The organism is Natrialbaceae archaeon AArc-T1-2 (assembly GCF_030273315.1).
Lineage (GTDB): Archaea > Halobacteriota > Halobacteria > Halobacteriales > Natrialbaceae > Tc-Br11-E2g1.
Map to the genome: position 1 here is coordinate 175,299 of NZ_CP127175.1, position 15,651 is coordinate 190,949.

At 56.9% G+C, this 15,651-nt stretch carries 11 protein-coding genes; 1 reads left to right on the top strand and 10 read right to left on the bottom strand.

Annotated elements, in window-relative coordinates; genetic code table 11:
• Positions 1-530 precede the first annotated feature (530 nt).
• Both QQ977_RS16835 and QQ977_RS16840 read right to left on the bottom strand, forming a co-directional pair.
• Complete coding sequence (locus QQ977_RS16835) at positions 531-1,754, bottom strand: hypothetical protein (RefSeq protein WP_285928850.1); 1,224 nt, start codon at positions 1,752-1,754, stop codon at positions 531-533.
• Positions 1,755-2,142: 388 nt separating this feature from the next.
• Positions 2,143-5,100 carry a conjugal transfer protein gene (locus QQ977_RS16840; protein ID WP_285928851.1) on the bottom strand — a complete coding sequence of 986 codons (2,958 nt, stop codon included), beginning with the start codon at positions 5,098-5,100 and terminating at the stop codon, positions 2,143-2,145.
• A 294-nt stretch (positions 5,101-5,394) separates the two neighbouring features.
• On the opposite strand from QQ977_RS16840, the gene QQ977_RS16845 reads away from it, so the two are divergent.
• Entirely contained in the window at positions 5,395-5,883 is a 489-nt protein-coding gene (locus QQ977_RS16845) for a hypothetical protein (RefSeq protein ID WP_285928852.1), read from the top strand.
• Positions 5,884-6,502: 619 nt separating this feature from the next.
• Here the strand turns inward: QQ977_RS16845 and QQ977_RS16850 are convergent.
• Genes QQ977_RS16850 through QQ977_RS16885 form a run of 8 tightly spaced genes read right to left on the bottom strand, consistent with a single transcriptional unit; the run spans position 6,503 to position 15,569 of the window.
• Positions 6,503-8,695 (bottom strand): VirB4 family type IV secretion system protein, encoded by a 2,193-nt coding sequence (locus QQ977_RS16850; protein ID WP_285928853.1) that lies wholly within the window; start codon positions 8,693-8,695, stop codon positions 6,503-6,505.
• Positions 8,682-9,797: a hypothetical protein gene (locus QQ977_RS16855; RefSeq protein ID WP_285928854.1), complete on the bottom strand. Its 1,116-nt coding sequence runs from the start codon at positions 9,795-9,797 to the stop codon at positions 8,682-8,684. Before QQ977_RS16855 ends, QQ977_RS16850 begins: the two co-directional genes overlap by 14 nt.
• Positions 9,798-9,799: 2 nt before the next feature.
• Positions 9,800-10,936 (bottom strand): hypothetical protein, encoded by a 1,137-nt coding sequence (locus QQ977_RS16860; RefSeq protein WP_285928855.1) that lies wholly within the window; start codon positions 10,934-10,936, stop codon positions 9,800-9,802.
• Positions 10,933-11,754: a hypothetical protein gene (locus tag QQ977_RS16865; RefSeq protein ID WP_285928856.1), complete on the bottom strand. Its 822-nt coding sequence runs from the start codon at positions 11,752-11,754 to the stop codon at positions 10,933-10,935. The genes QQ977_RS16860 and QQ977_RS16865 overlap by 4 nt, the downstream gene beginning before the upstream one ends.
• A complete protein-coding gene (locus tag QQ977_RS16870; RefSeq protein WP_285928857.1) occupies positions 11,751-13,499 on the bottom strand; it encodes a hypothetical protein in 1,749 nt (582 codons plus the stop codon). The genes QQ977_RS16865 and QQ977_RS16870 overlap by 4 nt, the downstream gene beginning before the upstream one ends.
• 34 nt (positions 13,500-13,533) lie before the next feature.
• Positions 13,534-13,950: a hypothetical protein gene (locus QQ977_RS16875; RefSeq protein ID WP_430540858.1), complete on the bottom strand. Its 417-nt coding sequence runs from the start codon at positions 13,948-13,950 to the stop codon at positions 13,534-13,536.
• 5 nt (positions 13,951-13,955) lie between these two features.
• On the bottom strand, positions 13,956-14,204 hold the full coding sequence (locus QQ977_RS16880) for a hypothetical protein (protein WP_285928957.1): 249 nt from the start codon (positions 14,202-14,204) through the stop codon (positions 13,956-13,958).
• Positions 14,205-14,228: 24 nt separating this feature from the next.
• Complete coding sequence (locus tag QQ977_RS16885) at positions 14,229-15,569, bottom strand: ISH6 family transposase (protein ID WP_285925768.1); 1,341 nt, start codon at positions 15,567-15,569, stop codon at positions 14,229-14,231.
• Between the last annotated feature and the right edge of the window lie 82 nt (positions 15,570-15,651).

Here is a 15,651-nt window from a genome sequence, read left to right on the forward strand (position 1 = left end):
ACGAAGTGGTCACACCGATACGTTGTGTCGAGAGTCGGATCGGATGTCTCTGGACGAACTCTCGATAATCGGCTTACTAGTTCCGTTCGGAGTTCTTCTCGGCGGAGTGTCTCGGTGTGCCAACCGAGTCGAGTATTGTGGTGTCGCTTCAAGAAGAACTCTCCTTTGGAGTCCGCTACAGTATATTGTGTTCGCTTTTGACCCCAGAGATGTGACGACCGGTACTCAGCGCCGATATTTTCGTGTGTAAGCTCAACAAGAACCCATTCGACAAAAGAGATGATTGACGTAGTGCCTCGATCACTTGGAACGAGGAGTTGAGGAACGTCGTCGGCTTCCCAATCTGTTCGATTTCGAAACGCTTCAGACTCAGTACTAACAGGTTGTGATTTCTGAGAACTCATGGTTCACAGGGAGAATGATGTTCCTCCCTCGCCCCTCCGGGGAGCAAGAAACACCAGTTGCCTCACACACCAGACAATGGCCTTTTTGTGGGGTAACTAACACAGTGATCCGATGAACACGCCGAGTCAACTGCTTCGGAACAACCGCTTCATACGACTACGGACGGATCGCTCATCGGCAAGTTGATCACGAACTTTCTCCAGTTCTTCCTCTCGCTGATCGAGGAGCGCACGCAGCTCGTCGCGTTCTGCAGTGAGCATCTCGAGTTGCTCACGTTGCTCAGCGATGGTCTGCTCGAGTTCAGCGACTCGCTGCTCGAGCAGTCGGTTTTTCTCCTCGAGGTAGGTCTGCTCAGACCTCGAAGCATCGTTCTGGACGTCGCTCTTGGGTGGAGAATCGACACCAGTATCCGTCGTTTCCTCTGCGTCAGCTGTTGACGGCTCGTAAAACTCGTCCGTTGCACCGACAGCTCGTCCGATTGTTTTCTCGCCGTACGTCGATCCATCCGCGTAATGAACCTCGTCCCACTTCGTGCGGATGAGTCCCGACTGTCGAAACAGGCGATCCATCCGTGCGCGATCCCCACCCGTCCAGAACGCAAGCAAACAACACAGCGCCATGTCGGCTTCCGACTGACTGTCGTAGCCGGCGGTTGATCCACGCCACAGTCGATCGAACTTCTCGCCGTTACTCGCCGACCGTGCTTTCTCGAGGAGTTCTTCGTCCTCGAGTTCGAGTGACTGGTCGCAACTCTCAGCGGGCGGTGAATCGGTATCGACGGTGTCGGCTGCGTCACTCTCGTTGGATACGATGAACGCCTCGTGAACCTCCTCGAGTGCCTCCTGTCGCTCGTTGATCGACGTCGGCGTTCCCTCGACGTGGTCTGCGGTCACGGTAAAGAAGCGAGCCTGGTCGTACATCTCGATCGAGCCATGCCGGTTCCGACCATCGGGAAGATCACCCTCGAGGAGTACGTGATAGCCCGTTCCCGATGGCGAGACCTCGGTGAACGAATCCAGCTGTTCGATGATCGACGGCGCCTGCTCGAGTGGCTCGCCGGTCTCGGGATCGCGGCAGTCATCCAAGTCCACACCCACCAGCGGATCCGTCGCCGTGAAGACGAATCCGATCCCATCAGCTGCACCAGTAGCCGCGTACTCGAGTGCCTGTTCGAGAGTAGTCCACGTCCGGTCGTCTGTCGTCGACGCAAAGCTCCCAGTCGCTGGATCTACTGGTACCTTTGTTGTCTTTCCATCCCGCTCGTCTTCTCGCCAGCAAATCCACTGAGTTCGTTTGATGAGCGCTTCCGGGATCGACTCCGCATTGATTGGTGCTTCATTCTTACTCATTGGTTCTCACCTACAAATTTGGCTCCGCACTTCTCTGGAGCCAAACAATTCACTATTCCGACTATTCTACTTCTGGAGTTGCCCTGGCCAACGGGGGACCCCCTCTCTATACTAGTTGGTTTTTGCTGTAAGAGTCGTTTCGAAGCCCGGAAAACTGCACGACTTGAGCGCCTTACGGCAGATCGAAATGCCGTAAGATTGCGTCCAGAAATTCTGGAAATGCCGTAAGGACGCTGAAACGGCCGAATTTGTCCGAATGAGAGGAATATAGCAATTGAGAATCTAAAATGCCGTAACACTCGAATAATGGATACATAATTTGATGTGAATAGTTCTCTTGGACAGGCTGCCCATTCGAAAGGGCACCATCGATCGAGAATTGACCCAATCATTGCTTGCCCTCTGGGTGGAGTGCTAACCCTGTGTAGCGCCGGGTCGTTTTGCCATCCTGGTAAACCGTCTCACGCTCGAACTCGATATGATCCCCGAGACGACGAGCGAACCAGTTCTTGCTTTCGACCGAGATATCGTGGTTCGATGCCCACATCGCATACGCTGCATAGACTTCATCCGGAGTGAGAGAACCATCATCTGCAGTACAGAGGCAGGCGTCGACAAACGCCGCAATCGCGGTATCAGGATCATCGTACGCCTTTTCTGAAATTTCCGGGGTATCGGACGACTCAGCGTCGTCTACGTGCTGTCCTCCCTGATGCTTGGTCTCCGCCTTTGTAGAGGTACGATCGGAATTCTGCGTTGGACTCGAGAGCCACTCATAGATGTCTGAAAGCGGAATTGTCTCACCGTCGTCGTAGATTACAAGTGAGGCGTTGTCAGTATCGTTCGAACTCAGCGCGAGAACAGCGTACTCACGACAATTGAAATCGACCGCTGGAAGGTCAACACCGGGAACAAACGGACGCTTTATTCGAGCCCACTCACGCTCAAACTCCACTTTCGTATCGTACCGGTGTTTGTTCCCGTGTTCGTAGACGACAAACTCACCGCTGGTCTGATTGTAGCTGTAGACTGCTGGAACATCCTCCCGCGTAAGTGACTCAAATGATGTAACTCGAGTGAGTTCGTCACCGTTCGCATCGAGAAGAACGTACGAACCCTCATCAAGAAGCCAGTTCGTTCGCTTAGACCCATCAGTGAGGGGGCGTACTGCAGTGACGCCCTCCCGTCTGTGTGCACCGCCATCGAACGTGATGGACGCATCAGTCGTATACAGACGGACATCTCCTGACTCGAGTGTGTTAACCGGCGACGAAAGGATTTGATCAACACGGGCTGCCGTCGGCAACCGATCTTGATTCGCTTCATCAGATCCGACGACAAATAGGGGGATATGTCCCGCTTCGTGTGCTCGTTTCAGGTTCTGCAGGATCTTCGCCGGGTTTTCCGGCGTCGTCGACTCGACCTCGATGTCGAAGATGTGTTCAGAGTCAGGATGTGTCGCTCGAGCATCGGGCTTTTCGCTCCCGTCTTGAGTGAATACGGTAACGGCGAAGCCGTGTTCGGAGAGGAGCTGCTCCACGTCCAGTAGTGCAGCATCATGTTTTTCGCCACCTGCTGCCCGAACGTGCCCCGTATCTGGTGCAGCGACGGCTTCACCGTCTTCAGTAAGCCGAACGACGATATCATTCCGTTCTGAATCGAGCGTTACCTCGATCAGGTGTGACCGCTCTCGAACGTCACCAAGCTCTGCAATCGCAGGTGGATCTGCATCAACTGCTTCGAAGCGCCTCCGAAGTTCGGAATCAACATCTGGCACAGGTATCCATCCATTTTCCTCCCGAACTCTCTCTTGAAGTTGGACGCTTCGAATGACCGTCGCAAGTGCTGTATCGAGGTCATCAGCAGGGAGGTCAAATTCATCACGAACTGCCGTAGGTGTCTGAGTACTAGGCGGTGCGTCCGTCATGACGCCGTACTCGGTATCCGCTCGTTCGTGAATCCGCTCGAGTGCGTTCTGAAATGCCTGCTCTTCGCGGGCAGTCAGTGGATCATCACTCTCGGAATGGCCTGGTGGGATCGGGAGTGGGGCCAAGCTGAACGGCTCTGGCCCGGTCTCGCCGAACGTCGGACTCGGTAAGCGGGCGATCCATTCACCACGTGGAAGTGACCGAATCCGATTGGCAAACTCGCTGGGGTCCATGTCCTCGTGGGCCATCACGTTCGCAATCTCGTTGTCGACGGCGATCTTGCCGATGATCGGACTCCCGACGTCGTTCAGAACGTTCAGGTAGACCTCACGGCCACCCTTGACGTCGAGTTGCTCGGGGAACTGTAGTGAGAGACCCATTGAGAGTCGGAAGCTCCGGCCTTTCTCCAACAGCGTGTTCAGTATGTCAGAGACAGCCAGACTCGAGGCCTCGTCGATGAGTAGATTGACCACGTAGTCGTCCGGCTTCTGCTGAAGGTCCTCACCGCGCTCTCGCAGTGCGTTGTATAGCTCCGTCAGGATCACACCCGTCATCGCCTTTACCGACTCATCGCGAAGGCCACCGAGGTCGAACAGGATTACCGTGCGATCGTCGAGGACGTCTCGAAAGTCGAACTGCGGCTCAGTGTTGTTGAACACCCGGCGGAGGTGCTCGTCCTGAGAAATGTAGTCGAGGCGATTACTGACTCCGCCCATTACAGTCGTAAACGTGTTCGGATCGAGCTGGAGCTGGCGATCGATCCGTCGCTGCACCTGTGGATTACTCGAGCGTGGGGCGGCGCCTTCATCGGGCTCTGGTGGACCAGCACGCCAGAGTTGGTCGACGACGTACTCGAGTTGATCGTGGGCGAAGTAATCGACACTCTCACGGTAGCGACCGTTCTCGCGACCGTATTCGTCGTCGTAGAGCGTTTTGATGAGGTACTTGATGAGCGTTGGCGCGACGACTGCTCGTTCGTAGCGCTCTTCGCCCATCACCATCTTCAGGATCTCCTCGTAGTGATCGGCCTTATTCTGGATCGCGTCGACGCGCCGGACTCCATTCTCGAGTTGGCGCTCGATATTGAAGAACGAGAATCCGGGGAGGACTTCGGGAATCGGGAAGTGCAGGACGTTCTCCTCGAGGTCGTCGACGCCGAATCGACGAGCGTGGGCTCGCATGTAGTCCTCACAGAGACCATCGCCCTTCGCGTCGATCAGGATGGTCGGCCCGTCGGTCTGCTCGTATAGCGAGAGCTTGTCGTTGGTCAGTGATTTCGACTTTCCGCCGCCGGTCGTTGCCGCACGGACGTAGTGGGTTGGGAGCAACGACGGCGGAATACAGACCGGCTTGTCTTCCGGCTCTCCGTTTTCATCGATCGCATATCCGATTGCCATGCCCTCTCGAAACTCGTCCATCAGATCCGGGTGTGGCCGTGGGAGCGGATTCCGAGAGCGTTGCTCAGAGCGTGTACCACGGCTTCCTTCGACCGTCAGATCCTGGGACGAGGGGACAACAGTGAAGTTCGCGAGTTCATCGGCGTTCAACACGAGATCAGGGCGGCATTTCCCCCGACCCGTGACCAGTTCTCCATCGAGTACGCGTTCGAGGACCGCTCGAGCACGTTTTCGTTTCGTTCGATGCAACATTCCCTTCGATCGGAGTCGGTGTCCCTCGAGTTCGTAGAATGGGCCATCTAAGGCGTTCAGCGATTGAGCGAGTTGATCAAGTTGGGTTTCGACACGATTGTCTGTCTCGCCATCATCAGGAGCTGGAAGCGCGACGGCTCGAGCATTGACGGTGAAGGTTCGTTTTGGATGTTTCGCTTCGATCCGGTCGATTCGATTCCGGACTTCGGTCCCGAGATTCTGCTGTCGGTCCTCTGGGTTAATCTCGCCGACCTCGAACAGCGGGCCGATGTAGCGCTGCCCGAACGTATCTCGTCCATCTTGAAGATCTTCGATTCGCAACTCTGCGTCAGCCACCCACTCGGCTTTGCGCTGCCAGACTACCTGGAACGCGATTGGATACTCGAGTTCGGTGAGATGATCGATCAGCGTCGCGAGTGGGGGCTGCTCGGTATCGTATTCGCTTGGATTCGGATCCCGGTTCGCGAACGATTTGATCGTCGTCATCCAGTCGCGTTTGCGCTCGGCCCGACCGTACCACTGGACACCGATTGGCTCGACCTCTTTGAGTGATGGCCGGGCGAAGATGGTCGCGGACTCTGGAGTAGACGACGTTCCTTCATCGAGTACTGAACCCCCGTCTTTAGTAGACGCGTCGGAGGTGTACTCGAGGACCGATCCATCACCACGCTCGACGCCACCGGCTTCCGTCTCGAGGTCAGCGAACTCGAGGTCGTCGTTGTCGGCAACCGGCCGACCACCGTCCGTTCGCTCGTCCTCTTCACGCTCGTGGTCAACCTGTTCATCGGCTCCTGAAGACTCCAACAACCTTCCGTCTGCACGTCGTTCGTGATACTCGTCCTGTGTGTATTCGACTGGTTGGACGAGTTTTCGCTCGAGGTCCAGCACACACCGAGTGATGTCGAACGTTTGTGGGTAGATCGTCTTGAGCCGCTTCTCGAGCGTCTCGAGATGCGCCGGGTGGTCGACACCGTAGTAGAACTCGACTGGCTCGTCTTTCCCTTCGCTGACAGCGAGGAATTCGAGCGTCGGTGGGCTCGTATCAGCAAACGGATTCAGTCGATCCGACAACCCCCGTGTATCCGGGTTCGTCAGTTTGTGCAGACTCTCGAGTGCGGCTGGAATCTCTGTAGTGTGAAGTGCCTCAGAGGTTGGTGTCACTCGGATATACTCACTCATCGGACTGGTCACCTCCGTCAGTCCACGTTAGCACCTCGTGGTCCGTTTCTCGCTGCTGTTCGGGATCCGTTTCGTCTGTTCGGACGTCCTCTGTGGATTGTCGTCCATCTCCTTCAGAGACGCCAGGGAGCTCATCCCGAGATTGCTCTTTGGCGTCGAAGTCGATCACCTCCTTCTCTTTCTCGAGTGCGTGGACCTCGATACCACGCCAGTCACCGTCGACGCCGACGAGCGCTTCGGAGTATCCGATGTCCTCACTCCCAGGGACAGCGTCCTGGACAAACCGCATCTGCGCCGAGTTCAATCCGAACTCGTTGGCCCAGTGCTGGTCCATTCCATCGAGATGGTGGAATTGCTTGATCGCACACTGATCGAGGATCGCCTCTGACTCGGCGTGCTGGAAGAACTCGTCGACAGTCTGGGTGATCATCCGGATCGAGAGATCGTGGTGACGGTGGTGGCGGAACACGATCTCGAGGTATTCGAGACTCGCTGCATCCTGCATCAGGTATCGGGCCTCGTCGATGACGAACACGACCTCCTTGTCCGTCTCCTTGGCACGCTCGTAGACCAGCGTGATCAACAGCTGCATGATGAGACTCGTGCTGCCGCCCAGACTGCCCTCCTGTTGGGCTAAATCGAGGTAGATCACTTTCTCGTCGCGAAGGTCGAACTCGGTCGGTCGCCCGAGATTTTCGTAGCGACCGTCCTCTGCAAAGGATCGCAACTGGTCAATCAGCCACGTTGCGTCCGACTCGATCTTCTTCGTTTCCTCGTCCGTCCGAACGACGAACCCTTCCGGATTGTCGACCATCTCCTCGAGGATATCGAGGACGTCTCGCGTCGTCGGACTCTCGTTGTCGTGGGTCGCGATGTCGTCCGTAATGCCTTTCCTGGCGTACGCTTCTTCGATCGCTGTCTCGAGCGTGGTTCGCTTGTCTCCAAGCTGGATCCCACGGAGGGCGAAGTAGTTCGAGAGGAAGCTCATCACGCTGTCGAGTTTCTCGCGGTAGGGGCTGGCGTCCTCACCCATCGCCCGCTGGATCCGTTCGGGCGTTGGCTTGATCTCGAGCGGGTTCAATCCCATATCGCCACCGACGGTGATTCGCGTCCCACCGAGGGCTTCGGCGACGCCAGCCCAGTTGTTCAGCGGCTCGAGGATGATCCCGATTCGGTCTTCGCTCTGTTCGATCGATCGGATAAAGTTCTGCTTCGCGCCAAACGACTTTCCGGAGCCGGGATCACCGACCGTGAACATCGCGTAGCCGTTTTCGCGAGCGAACGGATCGATCACGACGGGGCTTTCGTTCTTCCAGTGGATTCCAAACTCAACACCGCCGTCCTCGAGAATTGTCGCGTTGTGTGGTGAGGCAAGCAAGGCACCAACAGCGCCGCCGAGTGAAATCGCCTCGCGACCAAACGGGTTCGATCCGATCGGAGCCACAGCCTGCAGCGCGAGGTCTTGCTTACAGATCGCCGTCTTCGGCGAGAGACCGGCGGGTTGCTCGCGAAGCCGGCTTCGGATCGTCCGAACGGACTCACGAAGCTCATCCTTCGTCTCCGCCCGAACAGTAACGAACATCCCCTGGTCGAAGACACGACTCCCGTTTTCGACTGACTTGTACGTCGAGACTGCTTCGTTGGCCCGCTCCTGGAGATAGGCTCCGCGGACGCTTTGCTCGAGGTCAGCATCGACCTGGAGGTCGTCGGCGACCCGCTGGAGTTCATCACGAGCTTTCTGCTGATTCTTCGGTGTGATGTGGACGGTAAGATCAAACTCGATGTCGGTCAGTTCGAACAACTCGTTCAGGTAGCCGTCGTTGGGATAGTCGGGGTAGTCGGCGATGTACAGTGTGGACGTCCACTGCTCACCGACCTGTGCGGCGCGTGTCTCCCACGTAACAGCTGATGGAGCGACTGCGCTCTTGTGACGCTCGGAGATCTCCTCGAGGATCTTCCCTTCGACGTCGCCGGCCTCGATCGTCTCCTCGCCGAGAAGTTCCGAGAAGTCGATTTCTTTCTCATCAGTTCGTGCTCGGTTTCGGTAGACCGCCACGCCAACACCGGCGAAAACAGCCAGCAGGACAAGCGCTGCAACGATGTGTGCGGTTTCGAGGACAGCCACACGCTGCTCGAGGGTGGCGAGTAAAACAGCGCCGACAGCAGCCACACTATGCATCGTCATCCCTCCGCTGGTGGTCGAGAATTGGTTGTTCGCGAACAGCGTTGGTGGCGTCGTCGTAGTCGTGTTCTTCGCCGTTCCAGAAGTCCATCGCGAGCACGAACAGTTCGACTGTGCTCAGACGGCGAGCCGACCAGCCAGGGGCCTTCTGTACCAGTTCGGTCTGGACAGCCCGACAACGTCGGTCGAGCTTGTCGAACATCTGTGCTCGGACCTCTGTCTCGCTCAAATCTTCACGCCGGGTGACGAATGGGTTAAACAGAAAGCCAACCATGGGGAGCGTAGTGAGCTTCTCGGCCGGCGAGTGTTCGTCGTGGTAGCGATTGTAGACCTCGAGTGGGCTGACCTGAACACCGATAACGTAGCGAATCTGCTGGGCACCGTCGAGATCACGGGGGCGTTGGTCGCGGTACTCCTCGAGGAGTTCCTCGAAGATCGGATTATCGGAGACGTCGTCGTCAGCAAGTCGATCGTCAATCTGTGTGGTCAGCTCTTCTACTGGGAAAGAGCGGGTCGTTGCGTGGAATTTGAGGCTGTAATCGAGTTCCTTGTTCGCGAACTCCGCTGCGACGTCCTGGACGTGTGCCCAGTCGCCGCTCATCGCGAAGTCCATATTTCCCGGATCGATCTCGAGGAAGGCTTCCATCGTGCCGTCGGTTCGTTGGACGGTGCTGGCACCGGGCCAGGCCCGCTCGATGTTCGTGAGGTCCTGGGTTCGCTCGTCGGGTGCGAACGGTGTGTAGTTGATCAGCCCACCCTCGTTCGACCGCGAGTCGGGCTGCTCTCGAGCGTGGCCGGTCTCACTTGGAGCGTTGTAGCTCACTCGAGGCCGCCTGCAGTAGTACCGATACACGTCCGTAAGCCACGTCGCCGCCGAGAGATGGGCTGGACTGGCATAGACGGATGCAACGCCGAGAACAACACCGACGAGTACGAACGGGAAAACGAGGGCGTCGATCCCGGTCAGACCACCCAGCAGTAACCCTGCAATCGGGAACCCGAGGAGAACGTAGACGTCTCCTTCCTCGAGGTTCACGATCGGAACACGATTCTCTTCACCCAGTTCGTCCATGATTCGCCTGGATGCGGCGTCTCGGTCGGCCATAGTTAGTAGTACCCGGGGTCGTTCTCGGTGCGTCGGTACTGCGGGACGCCTTGCTGACCGTAGGCGTCCGAGACAACGTTGTCGTGTGCTGTTCCCTCGGTTCCGCTGGCGCTCGAGTGGCTTTCGGTCGGTTGGCGATTAGTCGTCTGCTGCTGCCTGCTTAGTTGCTGTCCAGCAACTTGCCATGCGGCTGCTTTCGGGCCCCAGCGAGCGGCTGTCGTTGCGGCAAGTGGCCCAGCCACTTTGGCGGCACCAACGGCCGCACCGACCGTGGCCGCACCACCAATGGCCTTCGCTGTCAATGGGCTGGCATAGGCGAAGAGCTTCCAGATCACGATGAGCGCGAATACTGGGAGCGACGCACCGATGAGGTAGCTCAAAAACGTACTCTCTGGTGCGAGAGAGGACTCTGCACCAGTCCCAAAGAGCAAATCGTATCCACGGAACAGGATCGCTACCGGAAGTGGCATAATCGCCAGTGGAATGAACTTAGTAGCTATACGTTTCGCAACACGAGAGACGACTGGCAGATGACCATATGCAACTGCGATGGCGATTGGCATCGCATACAGGTAGATAAACAAGAGAAGTTCTCGGATGAAAAAGAGAGCTTGGAGTGTCCACATCGCAATACCACCGGTCGCAGCCATCAACAGCGCTAGAGCTGGGTTAGAAATAGACACATCGAGAAATGAGATTAGCACCTCCCGTAGAGCGTCAAGATCTGGTACAAACGCGATCGTGAATCCATTGACAAGATATAGAACAAGAACTGCAACCCAGTACCAGGTCACAATCAAGAATGCACCAGTCCATGCAGATCGTCGAGCCTTGCGGGCTTCATAGACGCTTCCGAAATCAAAGATACGGATCGTATGACGCGCCTGGACGAAAATCACTAGAAGAAGCAGAGATAGAAGCATAATATCGCCAGTGACAAGTGTATCGTGAAGCTCGATCCAGGGATCATTCGTGGGAGTTCCAAAGACGAAGTTCCCACTCGTTTCGGGTACCGGTGTTCCAAATGCTCCTTCCGTAAAATCGTGATAGCCGTCAACCACACCTTCCTGGAACCACTCAATAGTCGTCTCAACGATATCTTCGAACCAGCGACGACCAAACTCGGTAAGTGAGCTCATGGGTTCACCTCAACTTCAATCTCGCATTCGGCTAGGTCTTCACCCGTATATGTTACCGCGTAGTCTCTAGGTGAGAAACTTTCTTGGACAGCAGTCTCAAGAACAACTCGGAGGTCTCCCTCGGTAGTGTCTGGAGAACAAGAAACGTTCCCACCCGACTCAGAGAAGGGCATTAGTTGACTATAGATAGTCACGCCTTCGCCCGGTGGGAGGGCGACGCTGTCAGCGTCCCTACGAATATCGCTGTCCGTATCATAGATTCCACTTTCTTCGTATTCATCTGGCGTTGGGCGTGGAATATCCCCAGAAAAGTAGAGACCAACTGCAGCATCTGGCCCAGTACCAGTATTCTCGAGCGTGAGTATCGTCTCTGTCCGGATATCAATATCACTCGCATCTTCGAACATGTCATCCGGATGGTTCCGGGCGAGCCGAAGATCCGTAATTTGGACGTCTGGCTCGAGCGTAATCGACTGTGTCGTCTGCTCGGTGTCGTCCTCAAGCGCGACAATCTCGTACTCACCGGGCTGATAGTCCGTTCCGAGTTCGACAGTCTCGCGATCGACACCGGCGGCAATCCACCGCTCGGCGAATAGCTCGCCGTCTGGATCAATCACGTTCACCTGATCGATCGACGCCTCTTCGGTGAGTTCGATGACGAGGTCCGTCCCCTCGACGTCGAGAGTCGTGAAGACGCCGTCGTCACCGGAATCAGTTTCACCGTTGTCGGAACTGTTCAGACAACCACTCACGGCGGCAGCTGCGCCGGTTGCGATACCACACAGGACGGTACGTCGGGGTGGGTCGTGTTGGATCATGGGTTCTGATCAGGGATGTGTAGAAACGAGCCGAGTTTCAGACCGGCATATAGCGCGACCAGGAACGGAATCGAGATCCAGAAGACGTTAACGAAAAGCGTGAACCAGCCACTCGCCGTTGTCAATGGATGCCACGAGACGGTCGCTGTATCACCAACGTACGCTGGATTGTGGGTTCGCCACGTACCAGGATGATATTCGGCGGTGTGGATGCCAGGCTGTGTCACAGTTACTATCGCCTTCCCGGAGGCGCCCGTCTCGACACGCTCGTCAGCGATCGTGATGTAGCCATCACGTGTCGTGACACCGATCGGGTCCCATCGAGGGTGGTCGCCGAACAGACCCTCGAGCATGATCGGGTCGCCAGTCTCGGCATCGCGAAGCTCGATCTCGAGCGTCGCTGCGGATTCGGTTTGTTCGAGCACCTCGACTGATAGCTCGCTTTCACGGATGTCGCGCTCGGTTCCACCCTCCGGTTCGACGAGCTCGGCCGTCGTGTCACGAACGATCCCCTGGACCGCGAGGTGATCGCGATCGGCGTCGTCATACCGGATCGCAAGCCCGTACGAGCGGGTGTAAGGGTTGTCGACGACGTCGATCTCGACGTTCTCGTGAATCGTCTCGTTCGGGGGCGAACTCTCGGTCCCCCAGACCTCTTCGATCGACGGCCCATCGCGAACCGGATCAGCACGGGGGCCGGTCTCCGACGGAAACGCACGGACGTAGACAGGGAGGGCATCGGTGTCGACGACCTCTTCGTCAGTCTCTGAGGAGTGGACGAGTGTGTCCCAGTTCGTCTCTCGAGCCGTGTAATACCGCCAGTTGCCACGGACGGCTGCCGTCTCGTCTTCCGTCAGTACGTACCCGTGCCACGGCTGGGACTGGTAGATCGCTACCCCAGCCTCACCGTCTGGATACTCGGCGTAGTAGATCGACGCAGTCAGGTTGTAGACATTCACGTCGAACTCGTTAGAGACCGTGAGTTCGTCTGTCTCGAACTCAGTCCGCGTTACAGTCCGATTGCCGACTCGTTCGGTAATTGTACGCTCGAGTTCGACTTCGATATCTGCCTCGAACGTGAGTGTCGACGATCCGCTTCCCTCGAGTTCGTACTCGATTGTCGGTGTGTGCTGACCATTCTGGGCATCGACGACGTTCCCGTCCTGTCGAAGACGTACCTCCTCGGTTCCGTGGCCGAGGATGGACCACTCGACAGTTCGATCACCGTCTGACTCGGGCTCGGGAACACGCGTTCGATAGTCGACGAACCCGCGTAGGTCGCCGTCAGGGGCGACGTAGTGTGGTGTTTCGTTATCATCTCGCTGGACGATCGTTGAGGGATGAACGGCGAAGATCGTCGCGTGAGCGTCAGCGATCGCAAGCGAGTCAGCAGTCTCGGCGTGTTCGGGATGTATCGACGTCTGATCATCGCCCGGCTCGAGTGTCTCGAAATCGTAGCTGGTCCAGTTCGCGGCAGTGTCCGGTGGCTCGACGAACGTGATATCCGTACAGTTGGCTAACGCGTGGAGATCCGTCCGGTTCTCGCCGTATCGGTCGTAGTACTCCACATCGCTGAGACAGGCGTTGTACTCTTTCGACCACAGCGTCGCGGTTTCGTTTTCGTCGAGAGTGCTCTCATCAGTACCGGGACGTGGTGGAGAATCGGCATCGGCACTCACCACGCCGGCGGCCACGAGTCCGCCGAGGAGGAGTACGAGACCAATGGTGGGGATCAGCTTCCGCATCTCGTCTGTGAGGGGGAGACCAGTCGTGACGTATCTACCATGGGACCAGGTCGACACACTCGGCGAGCGGCAACCCCATCGTCGAACCTGCAACGGTATAGAGCGGGCCCAGTACGAGCAGGATCACGGCGGATTTCAATGCCGTCCGCTTGTGCTGTTTCAGCCCCTTCTTCTGTTCGGGATTGACCGTGAACATTTCAGCAAGCGAGTCGGCCTGCCAGACGACGACGAGTCCGATAATGCCGAGAGCCGTCGTGATTTGGAAAAACCCCGAGATCATACCCGGGAGCTGCTCGGCTTCACAGACGACATCATCTTGAGCGGCGACCGGTTTCATCGCCACGAGTCCGAGTAAGGCCAGCACCACCACCGTCTGCCGAAGGAGTCGCCAGTATGTGTCTGATGACGGACGTGGCGTGTCTGATAGGTCTGTTTCCGGTTTCAGCCACATCGTGATCATGGCTGTTCAGCGAGAGCTGGCCGCACCGATGTGGTGTCACATTCGATGAGTGCTTCGAGATCGTCGAGCCTGTTCGTCTGTGCAGCGATATCCTCGAGACAGTACCCCTGCTCTTCAGCTCGGTTTAACAGTTCTCGAAGTATATGTGGATCAACATTACGAACTCGCATCTCTTCTCGTAGCGCCTGGCGGAACAGTGCCGACGTGTTGATGTGATCGTTCCACTTCAGGACCAGCTCGTCAATTTCTTGGTCCCGTCACAAACTCGTCTAGAGTTCGCCTCTGGTAGCGTCAACTGACACCTCCAATGTCATGGCTGTTTTGGCTGAACGCTCGAGCAGTTCGTCGGCGAACGCCGCGAACTGCTCGGAATCGGCATATCTCACGAGATTGAGCCAGAGGAGCGATTCTAAGCCGGACTCTGTCCATCTCATCCACTGGTTTTTACACCGCTTCGAGATTTCGCCCATGGCTCGTTCAACCACGTTCGATGTCCACAGAACCTCTTGTCCCTCGAGTGCGAGTTCGGCGAATGTGACGGTTGCTTGTGCCCATTTTCGGAGGTACGCCGCTGCTTTTGGAGAGTCCTGTTGCTCTAAGCGCCACGCCTCCTTCGTGAGGTTCTCGAGCGTTTGGTCGATCCGCTCGCGGATCGCCAAACGCTCATTCCTCGGTGCATGGAGCGCAACCGAGTTTTTCAGATGGAACAAGTCGTTTGTGACGTCTGAGGCGATCGCTTTCCGCGTTTTGAGCGAAAAGGTACCGTCCTTCCACAGCTTGTATCCAAGCGTTCGACCGACATGAACGAGATCGAGCTGATGAGATCGATAGCTGGTCTCGAAGGCGTCGACGAGGGATTCCTCGGCGTCACTGACGACCGTCGCGTCGTCAGTGATCGCCTCGTTCTCTTCGAGATCTTCTGCTGTATCGTCCCACGGTTCGTTGACATTGACGTCTAAGAGCGTGGTTTCCGCGTTGTCTTCGGTGATCTGTCCGAGAGTGACGTTGACGTCGTGGTACGTGCAGTGATCGTCCTGGCTATGACACTTCGTTCCGTCAGGAACGACAGTGTCTGCATTCGTCCCAGGAAGCCGATCACGAACGAAGTCACCGAGTTTGCTGCCGTACTCACGGACTCGGCGGTTGATCGTGGTTCTCGAAGGCATCGGAGTGAAGCCGTCGCCGTGGGCAACGGCATCACGAAAGCTGAGCGACGTAGCGAGTTCGGTACTCTGGAGCGAAATATCCTCTTGATAGATGCGCTGCCCGTCGAATTTGATGAGATCTTCGAGAGGGCGGAAGTAGGTAGGATCGTCACCGGTGGCAGCGGTGTCTTTGACGTGATGAAGGGAAAATTCGTGCTCTCCTGCGGTTGTCACAGCTGTTCGTGTTGTGGTTCCGGCGCGCTGGAAACGGCGATCGCCGTTTCCGCGCGCGTGTTTCTCCCCACAGTACGCCTCGACGAGGCGCTCGTCGAGGCTTTTGACAAGCTCCTCGAGGATCGTCGCCTCGAGGTGAAGCTCTGTGAGAGATTCAGCGAGAGTGGCAAGCGGTAGCGTTTTGTCTAAGTCGATGCTAACCGTGACTTGCGCGTCGATTGTGGCGTGCATGGGTCACTTCGGGGTAGGTACCAGAGGTGACCCTGTTTCCACAGGAGTCAGTTACGACTCTAGACGAGTTTGGGACACGACC